Raw genomic sequence first — 21,638 nt, 5'->3', positions numbered from 1 at the left:
ACCGGATTGCGGCCCAATAATCGCGATTCGCCCCCTCGGCAATGCGCCGTGTTTGATGGACTCTTAAGAACACGCGCCGCGCGAAGGGATCTTTGGTCGTCGCAGCACTTCGTCCGTGACGCGGTGCCGGTCCGAGGCGGCACCCGTCCTGAGGATTGACGATCGATGGCGGTGACGGCGGCTCGTGCGGGCGCTTGCCGTTCTCTGCCGGCCTCACGCCCGGGACACCAGGGAAACCGTCCCGCTGCCGTGACGCTCGATCCGGCCGTCGAGTTCGAGTTCGAGCAGCGTCGTCTGCACGACGCGAACCGGCAGCCCGGTGGAGCGGGCGAGTTCGTCGGTGGCGACCGGGGTCGGGCTGAGCCGCGCGATCAGCCGGGCACGGTCGTCCTTGGGCTCGGAGCCCGTCTCGACCGGTTCGTCCGCACCGGGGAACAGCGACAGGGCGACGGGTGCGGTGCCGTCGAAATCGATCTCGTCCCAGTAATCGGTCGTCCCCGACGGCTCCGGGCGATCGTCGAGGCCGCCCGCGGACGGCGCACCCCCGGCGATCAGCGGCTCGAGGACGGAGAGGACGTGCTCGACCTCCGAGACCAGCGTCGCGCCCTGACGGATCAGGTCGTTGGTGCCCTCCGCCCGCGGATCGAGCGGTGAGCCGGGGACCGCGAAGACCTCGCGGCCCTGTTCCAGCGCGAAGCGGGCGGTGATGAGCGAACCGGAGCGGCGCGCCGCCTCCACCACCACCGTGCCGAGGCTGAGGCCGGAGATGATGCGGTTGCGGCGCGGAAATTCGCGGCCCCGCGGCACCCAGCCCATCGGCATCTCGGCGACCACCGCGCCGCCCGCATCGACGATCGCGTCCACGAGACCGGCAAGGGTCTCCGGGTAGATCTTGTCCTGCCCGCCCGCGAGCACGGCGACGGTGCCGGTGGTGAGGGCGGCCTTGTGGGCGCGGGCATCGATGCCGCGGGCAAGCCCCGAGACCACGACGAGACCCGCCTCGCCGAAGCCGCGGGCGAGCCGTTCGGTGAAGGCGAGGCCGGCGGTCGAGGCGTTGCGCGAGCCGACCATCGCCACCGAGGCTTTCAGCAGGACGGCCGGATCCCCGCGCACCGCGATCAGCGGCGGCGCGGTCTCGGTGGCGTGGAGCGCCTTCGGATAGGCCGCTTCCCCCATGGCGATGAAGCGCGCCCCGAGCCGTGCGGCCGCCGCCATCTCGCGCTCGGCCTCCGCCCGCGTCGGCGGCACGGCGCGTTTTCCCGCGCGCTTCGTCAGGTCCGGCAGGGCGTCGAGGGCGGCGGAAGCGCTGCCGAAGCGGTTGATCAGGCCGCGGAAGCTGCGCGGGCCGATACCGTCGGTTCGGATCAGGCGCAGCCAGTCGAGACGCTGCGCATCGGTGAGCTGCATCGAACCCCCTCCGTTCGGGAGGGAGCCGTCTCAGCCCTTCTGCCCGATCCGCCCCTCGGTGCCGGCGGCGAGTCGGCGGATATTGGGCGCGTGCTTCCACCATAGCAGCGCTGCGAGCACGAGGAAGAGCGCTGCAACCCCACCGTGTCCGAGCGCCCACAGGATCACGGGCGTGGCGGCCGAGGCGGCGAGCGCGGCAAGCGAGGAGTATTTCAGGGCGAAGGCCAGCCCGAGCCAGATCGCGGCGAAGGCGGCCAGCGTCAGCGGGCTCAGGGCCAGCAGCACGCCGATGAAGGTTGCCACCCCCTTGCCGCCCTTGAAGCCGAGCCAGACCGGAAAGAGATGGCCGAGGAAGGCACCGAGCCCGGCGGCGAGCGCCGGCCCCTCCCCCCATTGGCCGGCGGCGAGCACCGGCAGCGTGCCCTTGAGCGCGTCGCATAGCAGCGTCGCGGCGGCGAGACCTTTTCGGCCGGTGCGCAGCACGTTGGTCGCGCCGATATTGCCTGAGCCAATCGTCCGCACGTCGCCGAGGCCCGCGACCTTCGTCAGGATCAGCCCGAAGGGGATCGCGCCGCAGGCGTAGCCCAGGACGAGGGCGGCGATGAGAGCCGGCCAGCCGGCCGCGAGAAGCGGGGTCATGCGGCGATCGCGGACAGGTCGGAGCGGTGGACGACCCGGCCCTCGACCAGGGTCAGCACCGCCGCGCCCTGAAGCCGCGCTTCGTCGAAGGGCGAGTTCTTGGAGCGCGACTTCAGTTGCCGCTTGTCGAGCACGTAGGGCAGATCGGGGTCGATTAGCACGAGATCGGCGGGCGCGCCCGCCGTCAGGCGCCCGGCCTCGCGGCCGAGCAGCTTGGCCGGGTTGGCGGAGAGCGCTTTCAGCAGCGTCGTCAGCGTCACGTCGCCCGTGTGCAGCAGGCGCAAGGAAGCACCGAGCAGCGTCTCGATACCGAGCGCGCCGTCCGCGGCCTCGGCGAAGGGCAGGCGCTTGGTCTCGACATCCTGCGGGTTGTGGTCGGAGACGATGACGTCGATCACGCCCTCGTTCAGCGCGGCGATCACCGCCTGCCGGTCGTCCTCGCGGCGCAAGGGGGGCGAGAGCTTGCAGAAGGTGCGGTAGTGGCCGATGTCACCCTCGTTGAGGACGAGGTTGTTGACCGAGACGCCGCAGGTGACGGGCAGGCCCGCCTCCTTGGCCCGGCGCACGATCTCGACCGAATCGGCGGTGGAGATCATCGCCGCGTGGTAGCGCCCCCCGGTGAGGCGCACGAGGCGGATGTCGCGCTCGAGCATGATCGTCTCGGCCTCGCGGGGGATGCCGATCAGCCCGAGGCGGGAGGCCATCTCGCCCTCGTTCATCACCCCTTCGGCGACGAGGTCGGGTTCCTCGACATGCTGCATCAGCAGCGCACCGAAGTCGCGGGCATAGGTGAGCGCCCGGCGCATCACCTGCGCGTTGGTGACGGCCTTCAGCCCGTCCGTGAAGGCGACGGCGCCGGCCTCCGCCAGCAGGCCGAACTCGGTCATCTCGCGCCCCGCCAGCCCCTTGGTGATGGCGGCGGCCGGCAGGACATTGACGCTCGCCGTGTCGCGGGCGCGGCGCAGGACGAAATCGACGATGGCCGGCCCGTCGATGACCGGGTTGGTGTCGGGCATGCAGACCAGCGTCGTCACGCCACCCGCGGCGGCCGCGGCGCTCGCCGAGGCGAGGGTCTCACGGTGCTCGGCGCCGGGCTCGCCGACGAAGGCGCGCAGGTCGATCAGGCCGGGGCTGAGGGTGAGCCCGCCGCAATCGATCCTTTCACAGTTCTCCGGTGCGCCGGGCGCGGCACCGAAGGCGACATCGGCGATGCGACCGTCGCGCACGAGTACGGCGCCGGGACCCTCGCGGCCGGTGGCGGGGTCGAGGAGCTGGGCGTTGGAGAGGAGGAGTGCGCTCATCAGGGTCACCCGTTCGGCAGGTGGGTCGCCAGCGCTTCCAGCACGGCCATCCGCACGGCGACGCCCATCTCGACCTGCTCGCGGATCAGCGATTGCGCTCCGTCGGCGATGTCGGAGGCGATCTCGACGCCGCGGTTCATCGGGCCGGGATGCATCACCAGCGCGTCGGGCTTGGCCAGCGCCAGCTTGTCGCCGTCGAGGCCGTAATAGCGGAAATACTCCTTCACCGAGGGGACGAAAGAGCCGTTCATGCGCTCGCGCTGAAGCCGCAGCATCATCACGATGTCGCAGCCCTTCAGCCCCTCCCGCATGTTGGTGAACACCTCGACGCCGAAGCGCTCGATGCCGGTGGGCAGCAGCGTCGAGGGGCCGATCACCCGCACCCGGGCACCGAGCGCCTGGAGCAGGATGATGTTGGAGCGCGCAACCCGCGAATGCAGCACGTCACCGCAGATCGCGACCGTGAGCCCCTCGATGCCGCCCTTGTTGCGGCGGATGGTGAGCGCGTCGAGCAGCGCCTGGGTCGGGTGCTCGTGGGCGCCGTCGCCCGCATTGACCACGGCGCAATCGACCTTGCGCGCCAGCAGATGCACCGCGCCCGCCGCATGGTGGCGCACGACGATGATGTCGGGGCGCATGGCGTTCAGGGTCGCGGCGGTGTCGATCAGGGTCTCGCCCTTCTTCACCGAGGACGAGGCCACCGACATGTTCATCACGTCGGCACCGAGCCGCTTGCCGGCCAGCTCGAACGAGGATTGCGTCCGGGTCGAGGGCTCGAAGAACAGGTTGATCTGGGTGCGCCCGCGCAAGGTGGTGCGCTTCTTCTCCACCTGCCGCGACAGGGCGACGGCGGCATCGGCGCGCTCCAGGAGCGACTCGATGTCCGGACGGCTCAGGCCTTCGATGCCGAGCAGGTGCCGGTGCGGGAAGGCGGGTGCGGTCTGAGCGGTCATGCGGAGATCATTGCGTCGGTCGAGGGCTATAGGTGTCCGGGAGGAGCCCGGCAAGACGCGGGGCCGGCCGCGCCGCGACGGCCCACGGCGCCCTGAGGAGAACCGCCTCCCCTGGGCGCCGCGAAGAGATTTTCTTCATTGTCGCGAGTCCGTGATCGGGGAAAGTTTGAACGATCCCGCCTCGCTTCCGTTCTTCCAACATCCGTTGGGTTTCGAAGCGGCCGAAGGCTGTCCACGGTCTTCGTCTGCTCGCCCGGAAACGAAAGGAAACCCATGAATACGCGACTTCTCCTGACCGCCGGCGCCCTCTCGCTCGGTCTGGCCCTCTCGTCGGGCGCCTATGCCCAGGGCATGCAGCGGGGCGGCATGGAGCCCGGCATGGGCGGCCAGATGGGCAATCAGATGGGCGGCCAAATGCAGCAGGGCGCCATGGGTGATGACATGGGCCAGGAGCAGCGCCCGATGAAGCGCAGCTCCAAGAAGATGAAAAAGCCGATGAAGAGCAAGAAGATGATGCGCTCGAAGCGCATGAATTCCGGCTCCGGCATGGAGTCCGGCGCGGGCGGCATGTGATCGGCCTGTCACCCGACTGTGACCGGCTCGCCATCTAGGCGATCCTCGGCCCGCCCGGTTAGACCGGGCGGGCTTTTTCGTACGGAACGAAGGCTTACCTCATCCCCGCGCCAGACGGTCCTCCGATCCGGTGGGGACGGCTTCAGCTAAGGAACAGTGCGCGGTGGCCGCAGGATCGACGCTCTCGGGGCCGGACATCGTGGAGACGGTGCGACGGCGCTGGATGTTCCGCCACCCACTGGTGATCCGGCTGGCGCATTGGATCAACGTGGTCTGCCTCGCCATCCTGCTGATGAGCGGCCTGCAGATCTTCAACGCCCATCCGGCGCTCAACTGGGGCGCGGCCTCGACCTTCGACTCGCCGTTCGTCGCCATCACCGACGACCAGCGCGACGACGGCACGCCCCGCGGCATCGTCTACGTCGCCGGCCACACCTTCGACACCACCGGCGTGCTCGGCCTGTCGAACCTCAACGGCCAGCCGGCAGGGCGCGCCTTCCCGTCCTGGGCGACCCTGCCGGCGCATCAGGATCTGGCCACCGGCCGGCGCTGGCACTTCCTGTTCGCCTGGGCCTTCGTCATCAACGGGCTGATCTACCTCGTCTATGGGATCGGCACCGGCCAGTTGCGCCGCCGCGTCATCCCCGACGGCGACCAGATGCGCGGGTTCGGTTCCTCGATCCGCGAGCACCTGACCCTGCACTTCCCGGAAGGTGACGAGGCCAAGCGCTACAACGTGCTGCAGAAACTCTCCTACCTCGTCGTGGTGGCGGTGCTGCTGCCGCTGATGGTGCTCACGGGGTTGGCCATGTCGCCGGGCATGAACGCGGTGGTGCCCCTGCCCGACCTGTTCGGCGGCCGGCAATCGGCCCGCACGGTCCACTTCATCGTCACGAACCTGCTTGTGCTGTTCGTGATCGTCCACGTCCTGCTCGTCCTGCTCTCCGGCGTAGCCAACAACATGCGCAGCATGATCACCGGATGGTTCGTGATCGAGCGCCGAAAGCTTCCCGCTGGATCGGGAGAGAGCCGATGAAAGCCCGCCCTGAGAGACCCCGCCTGTCGATTCCGAAGCCCCATCGCCGCGGCTTCCTCACGGCGGCGGCGGGCCTGTTCGGCGTCTCGGCGCTCGGCGGCTGCGACCGCTTCGCGGCGAGCCCCACCGGGCAGCGGGCGCTGAAGGCCGGCGAGGATGCCAACCTGTTCGTGCAGCGCCTGCTGCTGACCCCGGCCTCGCTGGCCAAGGAGTTTCCGGACTCGCAGATCTCGCCCTGGTTCAAGCCGAACGGCACGATCGACCCGCCGGACCGGGCCTACAAGGCGCTCGCCGCCCAACGCTTCCAGGGCTTCAAGCTCCGCGTCGACGGCCTCGTCGAACGGCCGCAGGATCTGAGCCTCGCCGACCTGCGGGCGCTGCCTGCCCGCACCCAGACGACCCGGCACGATTGCGTCGAGGGCTGGAGCGCCATCGGCAAGTGGACCGGCGTGCCGCTCTCGGAGGTGCTGCAGCGCGCCGGTCTGAAGCCGAACGCCCGCTACATCGTGTTCCACTGCGCCGACACGATGGAATACGCCGCGAGCGAGGAGCCCGACGAAGCCGAGGAGAAGCCAACGGAGAAAACCGCCAATCCCGGCATGGAGTCGCGGCCGGAAGGTGCGGAGAATCAGGCCAGCGATTCGAAGGCCGCCGGTGACGAGGCCCCGGCCGACGTGGACGAGGCAGCGCAGGGCACCCCGGTGCGCTACTACGAGAGCATCGATCTGACCGACGCCTTCCATCCGCAGACGATCCTCGCCTACGACCTCAACGGCCAGGCCCTGCCGGTCTCGAACGGCGCCCCCCTGCGACTACGGGTCGAGCGCCAGCTCGGTTACAAGCAGGCCAAGTACGTCATGCGGATCGAGGTGACCGAGACCCTGAACGGCATCGGCGAGGGGGGCGGCGGCTACTGGGAAGACCGCGGCTACGAATGGTACGCGGGGATTTGAGGCCGCGCCCTGCGCGTTCGCCCGATTTGACAACGCCGCCCGGCTCACCCACTTCTGCGCGGCGCGAGAGCCGGCCCCCGACCGGTACGCTATCCGCGCCATCCCCAAAACCGTACCCGCGGTGAGGCTCTGGCGAGAGGCAGAGGTTCATGAAAGTCGTCGTCGTCGAGTCGCCGGCCAAGGCCAAGACGATCAACAAATATCTCGGACGCGACTACGAGGTTCTGGCCTCGTTCGGCCATATCCGCGATCTGCCGGCCAAGGACGGCTCGGTCGATCCGGAGGCCGATTTCGCCATGGTCTGGGAGCTGGAGGATCGGGGCTCGAAGCGCGTGTCCGAGATCGCCCGGGCGATCAAGGGCGCCGAAAAGCTCATCCTCGCCACCGACCCGGATCGCGAGGGCGAGGCGATCTCCTGGCACGTCATCGAGGCGCTCTCGGCCCGCAAGGCGCTGAAGGGCATCCCGGTCGAGCGCGTGACCTTCAACGCCATCACCAAGGCGTCGGTCGATGCGGCGATGCGCAAGCCCCGCGAGATCGACCAAGCGCTGGTCGATGCCTATCTCGCGCGCCGGGCGCTGGATTACCTCGTCGGCTTCAACCTCTCGCCGGTGCTGTGGCGCAAGCTCCCCGGCGCCCGCTCGGCCGGCCGCGTGCAGTCGGTGGCGCTCCGCCTCGTGGTCGAGCGCGAGATGGAGATCGAGCGCTTCAAGCCCCGCGAGTACTGGTCGATCGTCGCCACGCTGGCCACGGAAGCCGGCGGCGTGTTCGAGGCCCGGCTCGTCGGCGCCGACGGCAAGCGCATCCAGCGCCTCGATGTCGGCAATGCCGAGGAGGCCGCCGCCTTCAAGCGCGACCTCGAACTCGCGACCTTCCAGGTGGCCTCCGTCGAGGCCAAGCCCGCCAAGCGCCACCCGCAGCCGCCCTTCACCACCTCGACGCTGCAGCAGGAGGCCTCGCGCAAGCTCGGCATGGCGCCGGCGCAGACCATGCGGGTCGCCCAGAAGCTCTATGAGGGCGTGGATGTCGGCGGCGAGACGGTCGGCATCATCACCTATATGCGAACCGACGGCGTCGACATGGCGCCGGAGGCGATCTCGGATGCCCGCCGGGTGATCGGCCGCGAGTTCGGCGACGACTACGTGCCGGGCGCGCCGCGCAAGTATTCGGTCAAGGCCAAGAACGCGCAGGAAGCGCACGAGGCCGTGCGCCCGACCGATATGGGCCGGTTGCCCAAGCAGGTCGCCCGCTACCTCGAACCCGAGCAGGCGAAGCTGTACGAACTGATCTGGACGCGCACGATCGCGAGCCAGATGGAATCGGCCGAACTCGAGCGTACCACCGTCGAAGTCGCCGCGAGCGTCGGCCCGCGGCGGATCGACCTGCGCGCGACGGGCCAAGTCGTGAAGTTCGACGGCTTCCTCGCCCTCTACCAGGAGGGCAAGGACGACGAGGAGGACGAGGATTCGAAGCGCCTGCCGGCGATGGCGGCCGGCGATCCGCTCAAGCGCGAGCGCATCGCCTCGACCCAGCACTTCACCGAGCCGCCGCCGCGCTATTCCGAAGCGAGCCTCGTCAAGCGGATGGAGGAACTCGGCATCGGCCGGCCCTCGACCTACGCCGCGGTGCTGCAGACCCTGCGCGACCGCGAATACGTCAAGATCGAGAAGAAGCGCCTCCAGCCGGAGGACAAGGGCCGGCTCGTCACCGGTTTCCTCGAGAGCTTCTTCAAGCGCTACGTCGAGTACGATTTCACCGCGAGCCTGGAGGAGCAGCTCGACCGGGTCTCGAATGCCGAGATCGACTGGCGCTCGGTGCTGCGCGACTTCTGGCGCGACTTCTCGGCGGCCATCGGCGGCACCAAGGAGCTGCGCGTCGCGGAGGTGCTCGAAGCCCTCAACGGGCTGCTCGGACCGCACATCTTCCCCGAGAAGGCGGATGGCAGCGATCCGCGCGCCTGCCCGACCTGCGGCTCGGGCCAGCTCTCGCTGAAGCTCGGCAAGTTCGGTGCCTTCATCGGCTGCTCGAACTACCCGGAGTGCAAGTACACCCGGCAGCTCTCGGCCTCCGGTGTCGAGGGCGAGGGCGACGGCTCCTCCGCGGAGGGCGGCCAGCCCGGCGTGCGCGTGCTCGGCGACGATCCCGCCACCGGCCTGCCCGTGACCCTGCGCGACGGCCGCTTCGGACCCTTCGTGCAGCTCGGCGAGGCGTCGTCCGAGAAGGGCGCGGAGAAGCCGAAGCGCTCCTCGCTGCCGAAGGGCACGAGCCCGGGCAGCGTCACGCTGGAGATCGCCCTGCGCCTGCTCTCGCTGCCGCGCGAGGTCGCCAAGCACCCGGAGACCGGCGAGCCGATCCTGGCCAATCTCGGCCGCTTCGGCCCCTACGTGCAGCACGGAAAGACCTACGCCAACCTCGGCAAGGACGACGACGTGCTGGAGATCGGCGCCAACCGCGCCATCGATCTCATCGTCGCCAAGGAGCAGGGCGGCGGTCGTGGCCGCCCCTCCTCCGATCCCGGCCGCGCGCTGGGCCCGCATCCCGACGGGGCGGCGCTCGTGGTCAAGGCCGGCAAGTACGGCCCCTATGTCAGCGACGGCTCGGTCAACGCGACGCTGCCGAAGACGATGGCCGCCGAGAGCCTGACGCTGGAACAGGCGATCGAGCTCATCAACGCCAAGCGCGCCTCGGGCGGGGGCAAGAAGCCGGTTCGCAAGACGGCCACGCGCGCCCGCACGGCGACGAAGGCGGCGGACGGTGCCGAGGCGAAGAAGCCCGCGGTCCGCAAGACGGCGAGCAAGACGGCCAGCAAGTCGACAACGAAGGCTGCGGCCAAGCCGGCGGCTGCCAAGAAGGCGGCGGCGAAGACCAAGGCGAGCTGAGGCGCGCTTACGACCCTCCCCCTCCCTGTGGGGGAGGGAGTTCGCGCAGCGAACGGGAGAGGGATCGGCTCAGGTTCTTTCCGGACACGTCGCTCTCCTCCCCCGACCCCCTTCGGGGGCTGCTCCCTCCCCGCCGGAACGGGGCTTGCCCGGCCTGGGCCAGAGAGTCGGCGCTCGGCCGAGCTCGACATCCGGGGGGCGAGGGACATGCAGGGCGAGGTCGCGCCTGGAAATCAGGCGGCTTCGACGCGCTCGAACGTCAGGTAGCTCGGCAGCCGGCCGGCCGCGAGGGCCTTGGCCTCGTAGCGGGTGCCCGGCCAGCCGGGGAAGGGCCGACGCCAGTCGTCGGCGCCCTCGGCCGTCCAGCGGAGCTGAGGACAGCGGGCGGCGCGGACCAGGGTCCAGCCGACGTAATCGTCGATATCGCTGGCGAAGCGGAAATGCCCGCCGGGCCGCAGCACCCGGGCGATCTCGGCGAGCGAGGCATCCGAGACGAAGCGGCGCTTGCGCTGGCGGCGCTTGGGCCAGGGATCGGGATAGAGCAGGTAGACGCGGGCGAGGCTCGCATCCGGCAATGCGGTGAGCAGGGCGGTGGCGTCCTCGTCCCAGACGCGGACGTTGCGCAAACCGCGCTCGTCCACCGCGCGCAGCAGCTTGACCACGCCGTTGACGAAGGGCTCGCAGCCGATGATGCCGGCCTGGCGGTGGGCCTCGGCCTGGGCCGCGAGGTGCTCGCCGCCGCCGAAGCCGATTTCCAGCCACACCTCGTCGACCGGCACCGAAAACAGCGCCGGCGGATCCAGAAATTCGCCGCGCTCGGGCAGCGCGACGCGTAGGCGGGGCAGCGCCCCTTCGAGACGCTGCTCCTGGCCCGGCCGAAGGCGCTTGCCCTTGCGGCGCCCGTAGAAGGCCCGCTCGGTCTCCGCCGTCCCGCCCGTCTCGGGAGGGATGTCGTCATCCCTCCCCATCATGGTTCGGGCTCAGAACGCCGACTTCAGCTTGTCGGCGAGATCCGTCTTCTCCCAGGAGAAGCCGCCATCGGCGTCGGGCTCACGGCCGAAATGGCCGTAGGCCGAGGTGCGGGCGTAGATCGGCTTGTTGAGCTGGAGCGCCGTGCGGATGCCGCGGGGCGAGAGGTCGAGGGCGTCCATCAGCACGCCTTCGAGCTTGGCCTCGTCCACGGTGCCGGTGCCGTGCAGGTCGACGTAGATCGACAGAGGCTTGGCCACGCCGATGGCGTAGGAGAGCTGGATCGTGGCGCGGCGGGCGAGGCCGGCGGCGACGACGTTCTTGGCCAGATAGCGGGCAGCGTAGGCGGCCGAACGGTCGACCTTGGTCGGATCCTTGCCCGAGAAGGCACCGCCGCCGTGGGGGGCCGCGCCGCCGTAGGTGTCGACGATGATCTTGCGGCCGGTGAGGCCCGCATCGCCGTCGGGGCCGCCGATCACGAACTTGCCGGTCGGGTTGACGTGCCAGACGGTGCCCTCGTTGACCCAGCCCTGCGGCAGGGCCTTGAGGATGTAGGGCTCGACGATGGCGCGCACGTCGGCCGAGTCGAGCGACTCGTCGAGGTGCTGGGTCGAGAGCACGATCTGCGTCACCTCGACCGGGCGGCCGTCGGCGTAGCGCACGGTGACCTGGCTCTTGGCGTCCGGACCGAGCTTGGCGGCGTCGCCCTGCTTGGCCTTGCGCGCGTCGGCGAGGTCCTTGAGGATCTTGTGCGCGTAGAAGATCGGCGCCGGCATCAGGGCCGGGGTCTCGTCGGCGGCGTAGCCGAACATGATGCCCTGGTCGCCCGCGCCCTCGTCCTTGTTGCCGGCGGCGTCGACGCCCTGGGCGATGTCGGCGGACTGCGCGTGCAGGTGGATGGCGACGTCGTTGTTCTTCCAGTGGAAGCCGGACTGCTCGTAGCCGATGTCGCGCACGGCCTCGCGGGTCAGCTCCTCAAGGTCCTTGAAGGTCACGGAATCGGGGCCGCGCACCTCGCCCGCGATCACGACGCGGTTGGTCGTGGTCAGCGTCTCGACGCCGAGACGGGCCTCCGGCATCGCCGCGAGATAGGCATCGACGACGGTGTCCGAGATCCGGTCGCTCACCTTGTCGGGGTGGCCTTCGGAGACGGATTCGCTGGTGAAGAGGTAGTCGGAACGAGGCATTGGCTGCACCCCCGATTGTCGGGCGCGCCTTCGTCTCGCAACGGCGCTTGACCCGGTCTCCAGAGGCGCGGCTTGTCGCATCGGTGTGACGGACGGTCAAGCCGGAATGGCGAAATCGTCCGTTTTAACGAACGCTGTTGCGCCAATCCTTCGCTCGCGCCGCGACCACCGCTTGGATCCGATGGTCGTCGGTTGCGGGGCTGTGGCCGTCAGCTCTTGAGTTCGCGGCTCAGAACCTCGATCGCGGCGGAGAGCTCGCGGCGCTGATCCTCGCTGAAGGTCTCGACGAATTGCCGCGCGATCGCGCGGGCAAGGTCGGACCACGGCTCGACAGCATAGGATTGCTGTCCGCTCTCCGAAAAACCACGTTCCGTTTCCGGGTCGGGGTGGGGGATGCCGTCGAGGAACTCGGAGATCGGTGTATTGGTGAGCCGGCCGAGGATCGCGAGGTGGATAGCACTGATCCGGTTGACGCCCTTTTCATATTTCTGAAGTTGTGCAGCGGACATCCCGAAGCTGTCAGCGACGGCGCGCTGTGTTAGTTTCGAACGTTTGCGTTGCTCAGCGATCCGACGTCCGAGAAGGACATCGCGCTCATCGGTCTTCTGGCCTGCCATCGTGACTCCGCCCAAGCTCTTTTGGGGGATGCTTCGAACGAAAACTTTCCTGTTGCAAGGCCACGCCGGGAGACAATGGCAACGACACACAGAATATGTCATATGTTAAAGGTGCGACATGGCGCCGCATTCAGATCTAAGGATGAACTAGTCGGCCGTCCGCAATCTACAGGTCGAACGTAGGAATGGCGTCCCCGGCAGGGCTCGAACCTGCGACCCCAGGTTTCATACCACTTCGACTTTCGCCGCCGCGCTGTTTTGCGCGTTCGTGGCCTGGACTATCCCTTCACCATGGACCCCGGATGGGGACTTTAGGTGCCGCCCGTCTAGTCTCTACACCTTCCGTTGAACCGAACGGCTCTCGGGCTTGGCTCGGGATCGGCAGGGCGCCGCGGCGCCGGAAGCTTTCCCCGAATTTGAGCGGATCCGCCGCGCGGTTTCCCATCACGGCGCCCAATTGTGGAGTTTAGGAAACCTGTGCTCTGTCCAGCTGAGCTACGGAGACGTCTCAACAGGCTTAGCATCATCGCACGGGACCGCCAACCGTTCCGGGCTGGGCCGTCCGAGGATGTGCCATAGGGAGTCGAGGGTGCCGCGGGCCTCGACCTGTTGTCCGAAAGACTCAAGGGTTCGACAATCCATGACGGCGCGCCGCGGACGCGCGCCCGTGCCGTGATCCGGGCCATTTTCGCGGATCATCCTCGGCTGGAGACGAGAGGCCGAGCGCGAGCGGTGACGATGGTACCCGGTGGTCGGAGAGAGGCTCACGGTGTCGTTCCTGGTGCGGGCCGCTTCGGTGCCCCGGGCCCGGCCCTGGTCTGGCTGCTCGCGGCCGCCTGCGGAGGAAGCGCGGCGCCCCACACCCTGGCCGCCGCGCCGCAGGCGGAGGAGGCGTGCCGCCCGGCCGCCGCGCGGGCGGATCGCCTCGCCGATGTCGGACCGCGGGGTGAGCTGATCCTTGCCTCCGGCCGTCGGGCGGTGCTCTCCGGCCTGCACTGGCCGGACGCGCCGGAGATCGACGCGGCCGCCCGATCCTGGCTGCTGGCGTTTCGCGGCATGCCCCTGGTCCTGACCGAGCGCGGCCCCGAGGATCGCTGGGGCCGCCGCCGTGCCGACGGGATTGCGGGCGAGGCGGAGCCGGTCGATCTCGCGGGCGGGCTGGTGGCGGCCGGGCTCGGCTACGCCGGTGCCGGCGAAGCCGAAGCGCTCTGCCGCCCGGCGCTCCGGGCCCTTGAGGCGGCGCCGCGCGCGGCCGGGCACGGCCTCTGGGCGGGCGGTCCGCTCGCCGCGACCGATGAGCCGGCTCTGAGCGCGCGCGCCGGCCGCTTCGTGGTGGTGGAGGGGCGCATCCGGCATGTCGGCGAGCGCTCCGCCCGGACCTATCTCGACTTCGCCCGTCGCGGCGAGCAAGGCTTGACCGTAACCGTGCAGAAACGCACTTGGCGGAGTCTGAGCGAACATGGTTTGTCGGCGGCCACGCTGAAGGGCCGTCTCGTGAGAATCCGCGGCACGGTGGAGATCGGGCGGGGACCGCTCATCGATCTGGCCGGCGTCGAGGGCATCGAAGTCGTCGAGGGGGAGCGGGCGCTGCGGCGCTAGAACGGCATGGCGGGGGATCGGCAGCACGGATCGGGGCGGCGGAGCGCGGGTGGTCGCCGCCGGGAAGGGTTTGCGCAACCTCTTGCGCAAGCCGGCTTGCGGCTCGGCGCGCTGGCCGCGCTGGCGGGTCTGCTCGTGGCCTGCGCCGCCGACCAGACCGGCAGCGTGCTCACGCCCGCGGTCATCAAGGTGCCGGAGCAGGCGCCCAAGACCACGGGGCGCACCCGCTCCGACGAGGCGGACCACGCCAAGCTCGTGGCCTCCTTCGGCGGCGAGTACCGCGCCCCGGCCGCCCACCGGCTGATCAGCGAGATCACCGACCGGCTGGTGCGCGCCAGCGACCGGCCGCAGGAGAGCTACGCGGTGACGCTGCTCGACTCGCCCGTCGTCAACGCCTTCGCCCTGCCGAGCGGCCGTCTCTACGTCACCCGCGGCCTGCTGGCGCTGGCGAGCGACAGTTCGGAGGTCGCGGCGGTGCTCGCCCACGAGATCGCCCACGTGACCCTGCGCCATGCCACCGCCCGCAGCGAGATGGCCCTGCGCTCGCAGCTCGTGAGCCGGGTCGTGGCGGACGTGCTGAACGATCCGGTCACCGGGGCGCAGCTCGAGAGCCAGTCCAAGTTCACCCTCGCCCGCTTCTCCCGCGAGCAGGAACTGGAGGCGGACACCAACGGGGTGCGCGTGCTGGCGCAGGCCGGCTACGATCCCTTCGGCGCCGGCCGCTTCCTCGACGCGCTCCAGCGCACCATGGCGCTCAAAACCGGCAACGGCAGCGCGGCCGAGCCCGACATGCTGGCGACGCACCCGGCCACCGCCGAGCGCATCGCCCTCGTCACCCGTGCGGCCCGGCGCATCGGCGCCCCCGGCCTCGGCACCGACGACCGCGCCCCCTACCTCGCGGCGATCGACGGACTCGCCTACGGCGACAATCCCGGCGAAGGGCTCGTGCGTGGGCGCCGCTTCCTGCATCCGGGGCTCGGTATCGCCTTCGAGGTGCCGGACGCCTTCGCCATCGAGAACACCCGCAATGCCGTGCTCGGCACCACGCCCGAGGGCAGCCGCCGCCTGCTGTTCGATCAGGTCGAGGCCAGCGGCGACCGCAGCCTGGAGGACGTGCTGCGCGCCACCTGGAACGATGCCATCGAGGCCGGCTCCGTCGAGAACCGCATCATCGGCGGGCGCTCGGCGGTCACCGCGCTCTCCCGCGGCAAGGATTGGACCTTCCGCCTCGCGGCGGTCCGCATGGGCGAGACGACCTATCGCATGATCATGGCGGCCAAGGGGGCGACCGATCCCGAGCCGGCCTTCCGCCGCTGGCTGGAGAGCCTGCGCCCGATCGAGCCGGAGGAGGCCGCCGCCCTCAAGCCGGCGCATCTGCGGATCGTCACCGCCGCCCCGGGCGACACCGTGGAGGGTTTGGCCCGCCGCATGAGCGTGCCCGACCGCGCGGTCGATCGCTTCCTCGTGCTCAACGGCCTGCAGCGCGGCGCGGCGGTGAAGCCCGGCCAGGGCTACAAGCTCGTGGTGGAGTGAGGTTTCAGGCGGCCGGGCTTGCGTGACCGCGGGACGGCGCCTAGGCCCGTGGCCGCGAAACAGGTCCCACGTGCAGCGCCCCGATCCCTCAGCCGACACCGCCGTTGCGGTCGTGTTCTTCCGCCCCTCGCCCGAACAGGTGGCGCGGATCGTCGAGCGCTTCGCCGGCCGCATGCCCGTCCTCGTCTACGACAACGGCGGCATCCCGCCCGAGGGGCGGGCGCGGCTGCGGGACGCGGAGGGGCTCGGCCTGCTCGGCGAGGGCCGCAACCGCGGCATCGCCGCCGCCCTCAACGCCCTGGCGGAGGCGGCGCTCGTGGCGGGTTTTTCGCGCCTGTTCCTGCTCGATCAGGATGCCGACGCCACCGTCGAGACGGCGCGGGCCCTCGGCCAGGCTCTCGATCGGGCCACCGGGGAAAGCCCGCTCCCGGCCCTGGTCGGGCCGGCACCCGCGCCGAAGCCCGGCCACAAGGCGCCGGCCTATCCCCTGCGCCCCGACCTGCCGCCCCGCGAGGGTTTGAGGCCGGTGGAGTTTCTGGCGACCTCGGGCTCGCTCGTCGATCTCGCCGCCTTCGCCCGGATCGGCCCGTTCCGCGAGGACTTCTTCATCGACGCGGTCGATCTCGAATGGTGTTTTCGCGCCTGGGCGCGGGGCTGGAGCTGCTGGATGGATCCCGGCACCGCGATCCCGCACAGCGTCGGGCGCGGCACCCTCCGCGCGCGGTTCCTGCCCGTGGCGATGCCCGACCAGCCGCTGTTCCGCATGGCCGTCTACGTGCGCAACACCGCCTATGGCTGGCGTCTGCCGCACGTGCCGGCCCGCTGGAAGCTGAAACAGGCCGCCTACCTGCCGCTTCAGATCGGGCTCTACTGGAGCCGGCACCGGTTCTCGCCCCGGGTGCTGGCGCGCCTGCTCGCGGCGCTGGCCCAGGGGCTGGCCGGGCGTCTCGGCCGGCCGGCGGACGCCCCGCCGTGACGCAGGCGCTCGACGTCGTCATCGTCAACTGGAATGCCGGCGACCAGCTCCGGGCCTGTCTCGCGAGCCTTGCCGCGAGCGAGGGGGCGGAGCAGCTGCGCGTCGTCGTCGTCGACAACGCCTCCGGCGACGGCTCGGCCGATGACCTCGACCGGCCGGGTCTCGCGCTCACGGTCCTGCGCAATGCCGACAATCGTGGCTTCGCCCACGCCTGCAACCAGGGGGCGGCGCTGGGATCGGCCGGCGCCATCCTGTTCCTCAACCCCGACACGCAGGTGAGCCGGAGCGGGATCGCCGCCGCCCGCGCGCAGCTCGAGGCCGATCCCGGCACCGGCATCGTCGGCGCGCGTCTGGTCGACGAGGCGGGGCGCACCCACCGAACCTGCGCCCGCCACCCGACGGGAGCGAGCCTGATCGCCCACACGCTCTTCCTCGACCGGCTGCTGCCGCGCCTCGTGCCGCCGCACTTCCTGCTCGACTGGGACCATGAAGAGACCCGGGCGGTCGATGCGGTGATGGGCGCCTTCCTGATGATCCGCCGCCCCCTCTTCGCCCGCCTCGGCGGGTTCGACGAGCGCTTCTTCGTCTACTGGGAGGATGCCGACCTCTGCGCCCGCACCGCCGCGTCCGGCTTTGCCGTGTGCCATGCCGCACAGGCCGAGATCCGCCATCGCGGCCAGGGCACCACCGAGGCGGTGAAGGACCGGCGCCTGTTCTACTTCTTGCGCGCGCAGGCGCTCTACGCGCGCAAGCATCATGGCCGGGCGGCCTTTCTCGCCGTCCTGGCCGCCGCGATGGCCGTGAACCTGCCCGTCCGCCTCGGCCGGGCGCTGGTGCGGGGCAAGGTCGGGGATGCGGGTGCGGTGATCCGCGCAGGGCGAATGCTGACGGCGGCCCTGCCGGGCCTGTTGACCCGCGGCGACCGATGAGGCTTGCCTGGAGCGGGGGGCATCTTGTGGTCCGCGGCGGCCTCGGTCATGGTGCCGCCCTCCGGACGGTCCCGCTTGCACCGGCGGCGGGCGGCTGAACGGGGAGTGGCGTGTACGACAGAGCGGACAAGGGCTCTCGACCGGCGGACCTGTCGCCCGCGCTCTACCGTGCGGCCTTCGACGGAGCGCCGGTCGGCCTCGCCGTCTTCGCGCCCGACGGGCGTACGATCCGCACCGCCAACGCCTGCCTGTGCCGCTGGCTCGGCTACGTGCCGGGCGACCTCGACGGCCGCCCGATCGACCAAGTGATCGGCCGCGAAGCCTTCGGCGAGGGGAGCACGGAGGTGAAGGCCGGCATCCGCCGCTGGCTGCGGGCGGATGGCAGCAGCCTCGATCTGCGCCTGACCCTGTCCGGCGCGGATGCGACGGAAACGGTCGCGGTGGTGACCCTCGTCGATGCGGACGATCTGGTGCGGGCCGAGCAGAACCGCGACGCCCTGACGGCGGCAGGCCTCGGCGAGTGGCGCTGGGACCTCGTCACCGGGCAGATGGTGTTCTCCCGCCGAGCCGCGCAGATCCTCGGCTACGCACCGGGACGCTCCGTGACCTGGGCCGGCATGCGCGGTCAGGTCGATCCGGAGGATGCCGCGCGCATCCAGGCCGCGGTTACCGACGCCATCGCCCAGCGGCGGCCCTACGCCTTCCAGACCCGGTTCCGCCGTGCCACAGACGGAGCCGAGATCTGGATCGGTGCCCGCGGCGAGGCGCTGCTCGCCGCCGACGGCACGCCGGTCGGCATCGTCGGCGTGGTGCAGGACGTGACCACCCGCGTCGAGGCCCGGGAGGCTCTGGCCGAGCGGGAGGAGCGCCTGCGGGTCGCCACCACGGTGGCCGATCTCGGCATCTTTGAGTGGCACGTCCTCGACGACCGGGCGACCTGGGAGAACGAGCGGATGTTCGCGATCTTCGGCCGCCGGCCGGAAGAGGGCAGCATCGGCAAGTCCACCTTCCTCAAGGAGATCCTGCATCCCGAAGACCGCCCCGTCTTCCGGCAAGCGATCCTGCGAGCCCTGCGCGAGGACACGATCCTACACGCCACCGGCCGCATCCGCCGCCACGACGACGGCCAGTGGCGCACCATCGACATGGCCGGCCGGTTCGAGCGGGTGCGGCCGGGGGCACTGCCGCGGCGCCTGATCGGCGTCGTCGCCGACGTCACCGACCGGCACCTCTCCGAGGAGCGCCGCAGCCTTCTGATCCGCGAGCTACACCACCGGGTGAAGAACACGCTGGCCACCGTCCAGGCCATCGTCGGCTCGACGGCGCGCACCGCCACCAGCATCGACAGCTTCCACGAGGCCTTCGTCGGCCGCATCAAGTCGCTGGCCCACACCCACAGCGTGCTCACCGAGGCGACGTGGCAGACGGCGAGCCTGCGCGACCTGCTCGCCTCCGAGCTGATGCCCTATGCCGAGACCGAGACCGAGACCTCGCCGGACCTGCGCATCGTTCTCGACGGCCCGCCGGTTGACCTTCCCTCGGAGATCGCCGTGCCGGTCGGCATGGCGATCCACGAACTGACCACCAACGCGGCCAAATACGGCGCGCTCTCGACCGGCCGCGGCCGGATCGCGATCGCCTGGAAGGTCGAGGCGGGCGTGTTGCACCTCGATTGGCGCGAGAGTGGCGGCCCGACCGTGGCTCCGCCGACCCGCCAGGGCTTCGGCTCACGCCTGCTGCAGCGGGTGCTGACCACGCAGGTGCAGGCGCAGATCACGACCGATTACGCGCCGGAAGGATTCCACCTGACGCTCGCCGCGCCGCTGCCGGAACGGAATCCGGCGCTCAACCCGCTGGTGTGAGACGGTCGGCGCTCCTCACCCGCCGGTGAAGCTGCCCCCGCGCGTGTATGATCTTGAAAGCCGAGGCCTGCGTTGCGGGGCGCGGCCTAGGCGGCGCCCCGGGCCTCCTCGCCGCCGGCATTCACGAAGCTCTTCAACTCGTCGAGCGAGCCGAAGGTGAAGCGACCGCGCGGCGTGTCCGCCTCGATCGAGCCGTCGGAGAACATCACGTAGGTGTTGGCGCCCGACGCGTAGGAGCCCACTGCGTGCCGCTCTTCGGTGGCCGCTTCCTCCGACTCCCCTTGCTCCGCCTCCGCTTCCGGCGGCACCGGCTCGACGACGACGGGTTCCGGCGCCGACTCGAACGCCGCCGCGGGTGCCTCAGGCTCCGGCGCGGGGGCCGGCTCGTCGAGGGAGGAGCGCAGGCCGATCGGTTCGGCCGCCAGTGTCTCCGCCGCGTTCCGTGCGTCCTCCCGCGCCTCGGCGGCGGGCTCGGCGGAGGAATCGGCAGAGGACTCGGGAAGCGTGATCGGCTCGGGTTCCGGGAAGGTCGGCGCCGGCTCGGGCGCGCGGAAGAGGTCGTCCGCGGCGGTCGGGCGCGGCGTGGCCTCGGGCAGGAGGTCGGGCAGAAGCGGCTCGGCGGCGCTCGGCTGCGGCGGGGCCGGATCCTCGAAGACCGGCTCGGAGCCGCGACCGCCCGGCCGCAGCGCGCCGAGCGACAGGCCCGCGAGTCCGGCGGCGCCGATGCCGGCCGCGCCCATCCCAGCTCCGCCCATACCGGACCCGCCCGTCCCAACGAGCGAGGGACGCTCCGGCGGCTGAACCTCGGGCACTGCGGGGACCGGCGCCTCCGCGGCGGTGTCCGCCCAGGGCGCCGCCGCGGCGGGGAGTCCGGCCTGGACCGGCTGAGGCGCGATCGCGCGCCGGTCGGCGACGACCCGCTGGATCGCGAGCAGGCGATGGACGACCGCCGTCAGGCCGAGCAGGACGACACCCGCCGACGCGGCGGTCGAGCCGCCGATCACCATGGCGAGCCCACTCTCCAGGCGGACATAGGGGAAGCCCTGGACCACGGCGGCGATGCCACCGAGGATCATGACGGAACTGAGCGCGAGCAGCGCGACGACCATGGTACTCTCGACTGACTGTCGCGGACGGCGTGAGGCGTACAGGATAACCCCCCACCCGCACATTGCAAAATCGCACGGCCGAGGCGGACCCGGAATCCGGCGTTTCCGTCTCGCCCTGCACAGCCGGATACCCGCTGCGCGTGCGTGCCGCGCGTTATCGGACCGCTGAGCGGGCGATCGTCGCCGTAAAACGGTGGATGCCGCCCTTCGATCGGCGTCATGCGTGCGGATACGGCCGCGGTGGCGTTGCCGAGCCCGGCCCGCCGACTTACCTACCCGCCCGTCACCTCGCCGGCCGCGTGCTTTCCATCGCGCGCTTCGCCTCCGCTCCCCGCGAGACCCGGACAACCTAGGAGACACGCATGACGTTCACTCTGCCCGAGCTGCCCTACGCCTACGACGCGCTGGGCCCGTACATGTCGAAGGAAACCCTCGAGTTCCACCACGACAAGCACCACAAGGCCTATGTCGATACCGGCAACAAGCTGCTGGAGGGCACCGACCTCGCGGGCAAGAGCGTCGAGGAGATCGTCAAGGCGAGCTACAACACCAATCAGGCGCTCTTCAACAACGCCGGCCAGCACTACAACCACCTCCACTTCTGGAACTGGATGAAGCCCAACGGCGGCGGCCAGCCCCCGGCCGAGCTCGCCAAGAAGATCGATGAGGATCTCGGCGGCTACGAGAAGTTCAAGGCCGACTTCATCCAGGCCGGCGTCGGCCAGTTCGGCTCGGGCTGGGCTTGGCTCGCGGTCAAGGACGGCAAGCTGGCGATCCTGAAGACCCCGAACGGCGAGAACCCGCTCGTCCACGGCGCCAAGCCGATCCTCGGCGTCGACGTGTGGGAGCACTCCTACTACATCGACTACCGCAACCGCCGCCCCGACTACCTCAAGGCGTTCATCGAGAACCTCGTGAACTGGGAGTACGTCGAGAAGCTGTACGGCGAGGCCAAGGCCTGATCCGCTTCGCGGTCTGACAGCGCCGCCCCGTTTGCCGACGGGGCGGCTTTTTCATGCGCGCCGTGACCTTGCGGCCCTAGCCGCGCCCTGGCCCGGAGGCCTACTGCCACGACAGGGCGATCCCGCCTGCGCCCTCATCCCGAGGTGCCGGCCG

At 70.5% G+C, this 21,638-nt stretch carries 18 protein-coding genes; 10 read left to right on the top strand and 8 right to left on the bottom strand.

Annotation, left to right across the window (positions count from 1 at the left end):
* Positions 1–213: 213 nt before the first annotated feature.
* Genes dprA through HNR51_RS10960 form a run of 4 tightly spaced genes read right to left on the bottom strand, consistent with a single transcriptional unit; the run spans position 214 to position 4,300 of the window.
* Entirely contained in the window at positions 214–1,407 is a 1,194-nt protein-coding gene (gene dprA / locus HNR51_RS10975) for a DNA-processing protein DprA (protein WP_182554944.1), read from the bottom strand.
* 30 nt (positions 1,408–1,437) lie between these two features.
* Positions 1,438–2,046 carry a glycerol-3-phosphate 1-O-acyltransferase PlsY gene (gene plsY / locus HNR51_RS10970; RefSeq protein WP_012455380.1) on the bottom strand — a complete coding sequence of 203 codons (609 nt, stop codon included), beginning with the start codon at positions 2,044–2,046 and terminating at the stop codon, positions 1,438–1,440.
* Positions 2,043–3,347: a dihydroorotase gene (locus HNR51_RS10965; RefSeq protein WP_182554943.1), complete on the bottom strand. Its 1,305-nt coding sequence runs from the start codon at positions 3,345–3,347 to the stop codon at positions 2,043–2,045. Before HNR51_RS10965 ends, plsY begins: the two co-directional genes overlap by 4 nt.
* A gap of 5 nt (positions 3,348–3,352) precedes the next feature.
* Entirely contained in the window at positions 3,353–4,300 is a 948-nt protein-coding gene (locus HNR51_RS10960; RefSeq protein ID WP_012455378.1) for an aspartate carbamoyltransferase catalytic subunit, read from the bottom strand.
* 273 nt (positions 4,301–4,573) lie between these two features.
* Here HNR51_RS10960 and HNR51_RS10955 point away from each other — a divergent pair, with 273 nt between their 5' ends.
* The 4 genes from HNR51_RS10955 to topA all read left to right on the top strand — a co-directional run bounded on the left by HNR51_RS10955 (position 4,574) and on the right by topA (position 9,741).
* Positions 4,574–4,873, top strand: coding sequence for a hypothetical protein (locus HNR51_RS10955; protein ID WP_096486229.1), 300 nt, complete (start codon positions 4,574–4,576; stop codon positions 4,871–4,873).
* Between the two features lie 163 nt (positions 4,874–5,036).
* Positions 5,037–5,909, top strand: coding sequence for a cytochrome b/b6 domain-containing protein (locus tag HNR51_RS10950; protein WP_182554942.1), 873 nt, complete (start codon positions 5,037–5,039; stop codon positions 5,907–5,909).
* Positions 5,906–6,862 carry a molybdopterin-dependent oxidoreductase gene (locus tag HNR51_RS10945; protein WP_182554941.1) on the top strand — a complete coding sequence of 319 codons (957 nt, stop codon included), beginning with the start codon at positions 5,906–5,908 and terminating at the stop codon, positions 6,860–6,862. Before HNR51_RS10950 ends, HNR51_RS10945 begins: the two co-directional genes overlap by 4 nt.
* 149 nt (positions 6,863–7,011) lie before the next feature.
* Positions 7,012–9,741 carry a type I DNA topoisomerase gene (gene topA / locus HNR51_RS10940; RefSeq protein ID WP_182554940.1) on the top strand — a complete coding sequence of 910 codons (2,730 nt, stop codon included), beginning with the start codon at positions 7,012–7,014 and terminating at the stop codon, positions 9,739–9,741.
* 233 nt (positions 9,742–9,974) lie between these two features.
* Here the strand turns inward: topA and trmB are convergent, their stop codons facing one another.
* The 3 genes from trmB to HNR51_RS10925 form a co-directional block, all read right to left on the bottom strand.
* Positions 9,975–10,712 carry a tRNA (guanine(46)-N(7))-methyltransferase TrmB gene (gene trmB, locus HNR51_RS10935; RefSeq protein ID WP_182554939.1) on the bottom strand — a complete coding sequence of 246 codons (738 nt, stop codon included), beginning with the start codon at positions 10,710–10,712 and terminating at the stop codon, positions 9,975–9,977.
* A 9-nt stretch (positions 10,713–10,721) separates the two neighbouring features.
* Positions 10,722–11,897 (bottom strand): methionine adenosyltransferase, encoded by a 1,176-nt coding sequence (gene metK / locus HNR51_RS10930; protein ID WP_012455372.1) that lies wholly within the window; start codon positions 11,895–11,897, stop codon positions 10,722–10,724.
* A 209-nt stretch (positions 11,898–12,106) separates the two neighbouring features.
* Positions 12,107–12,514, bottom strand: coding sequence for a helix-turn-helix domain-containing protein (locus HNR51_RS10925; RefSeq protein WP_012455371.1), 408 nt, complete (start codon positions 12,512–12,514; stop codon positions 12,107–12,109).
* Positions 12,515–13,252: 738 nt separating this feature from the next.
* Between HNR51_RS10925 and HNR51_RS10920 the strand changes: the two genes are divergently transcribed.
* From HNR51_RS10920 to HNR51_RS10900, 5 genes are all read left to right on the top strand, one after another.
* Entirely contained in the window at positions 13,253–14,113 is an 861-nt protein-coding gene (locus HNR51_RS10920; RefSeq protein ID WP_182554997.1) for a DNA-binding protein, read from the top strand.
* A gap of 6 nt (positions 14,114–14,119) precedes the next feature.
* On the top strand, positions 14,120–15,646 hold the full coding sequence (locus HNR51_RS10915) for a M48 family metalloprotease (protein WP_182554938.1): 1,527 nt from the start codon (positions 14,120–14,122) through the stop codon (positions 15,644–15,646).
* 70 nt (positions 15,647–15,716) lie between these two features.
* A complete protein-coding gene (locus HNR51_RS10910; protein WP_182554937.1) occupies positions 15,717–16,622 on the top strand; it encodes a glycosyltransferase family protein in 906 nt (301 codons plus the stop codon).
* Positions 16,619–17,551, top strand: coding sequence for a glycosyltransferase family 2 protein (locus HNR51_RS10905; protein WP_182554936.1), 933 nt, complete (start codon positions 16,619–16,621; stop codon positions 17,549–17,551). The genes HNR51_RS10910 and HNR51_RS10905 overlap by 4 nt, the downstream gene beginning before the upstream one ends.
* 110 nt (positions 17,552–17,661) lie before the next feature.
* Positions 17,662–19,413, top strand: coding sequence for a sensor histidine kinase (locus HNR51_RS10900; RefSeq protein ID WP_182554935.1), 1,752 nt, complete (start codon positions 17,662–17,664; stop codon positions 19,411–19,413).
* An 86-nt stretch (positions 19,414–19,499) separates the two neighbouring features.
* Here the strand turns inward: HNR51_RS10900 and HNR51_RS10895 are convergent, their stop codons facing one another.
* The gene (locus HNR51_RS10895; RefSeq protein ID WP_182554934.1) at positions 19,500–20,522 is read right to left on the bottom strand and encodes a hypothetical protein; all 1,023 of its coding nucleotides are present in this window, start codon (positions 20,520–20,522) and stop codon (positions 19,500–19,502) included.
* A gap of 362 nt (positions 20,523–20,884) precedes the next feature.
* On the opposite strand from HNR51_RS10895, the gene HNR51_RS10890 reads away from it, so the two are divergent.
* Positions 20,885–21,484, top strand: coding sequence for a superoxide dismutase (locus HNR51_RS10890; RefSeq protein WP_012455364.1), 600 nt, complete (start codon positions 20,885–20,887; stop codon positions 21,482–21,484).
* Positions 21,485–21,638: the final 154 nt, after the last annotated feature.

This window comes from Methylorubrum thiocyanatum, assembly GCA_014138645.1.
In the GTDB taxonomy this organism is placed as follows: Bacteria; Pseudomonadota; Alphaproteobacteria; order Rhizobiales; family Beijerinckiaceae; genus Methylobacterium; species Methylobacterium thiocyanatum.
This window is presented reverse-complemented; position numbering and strand designations above follow the sequence as displayed.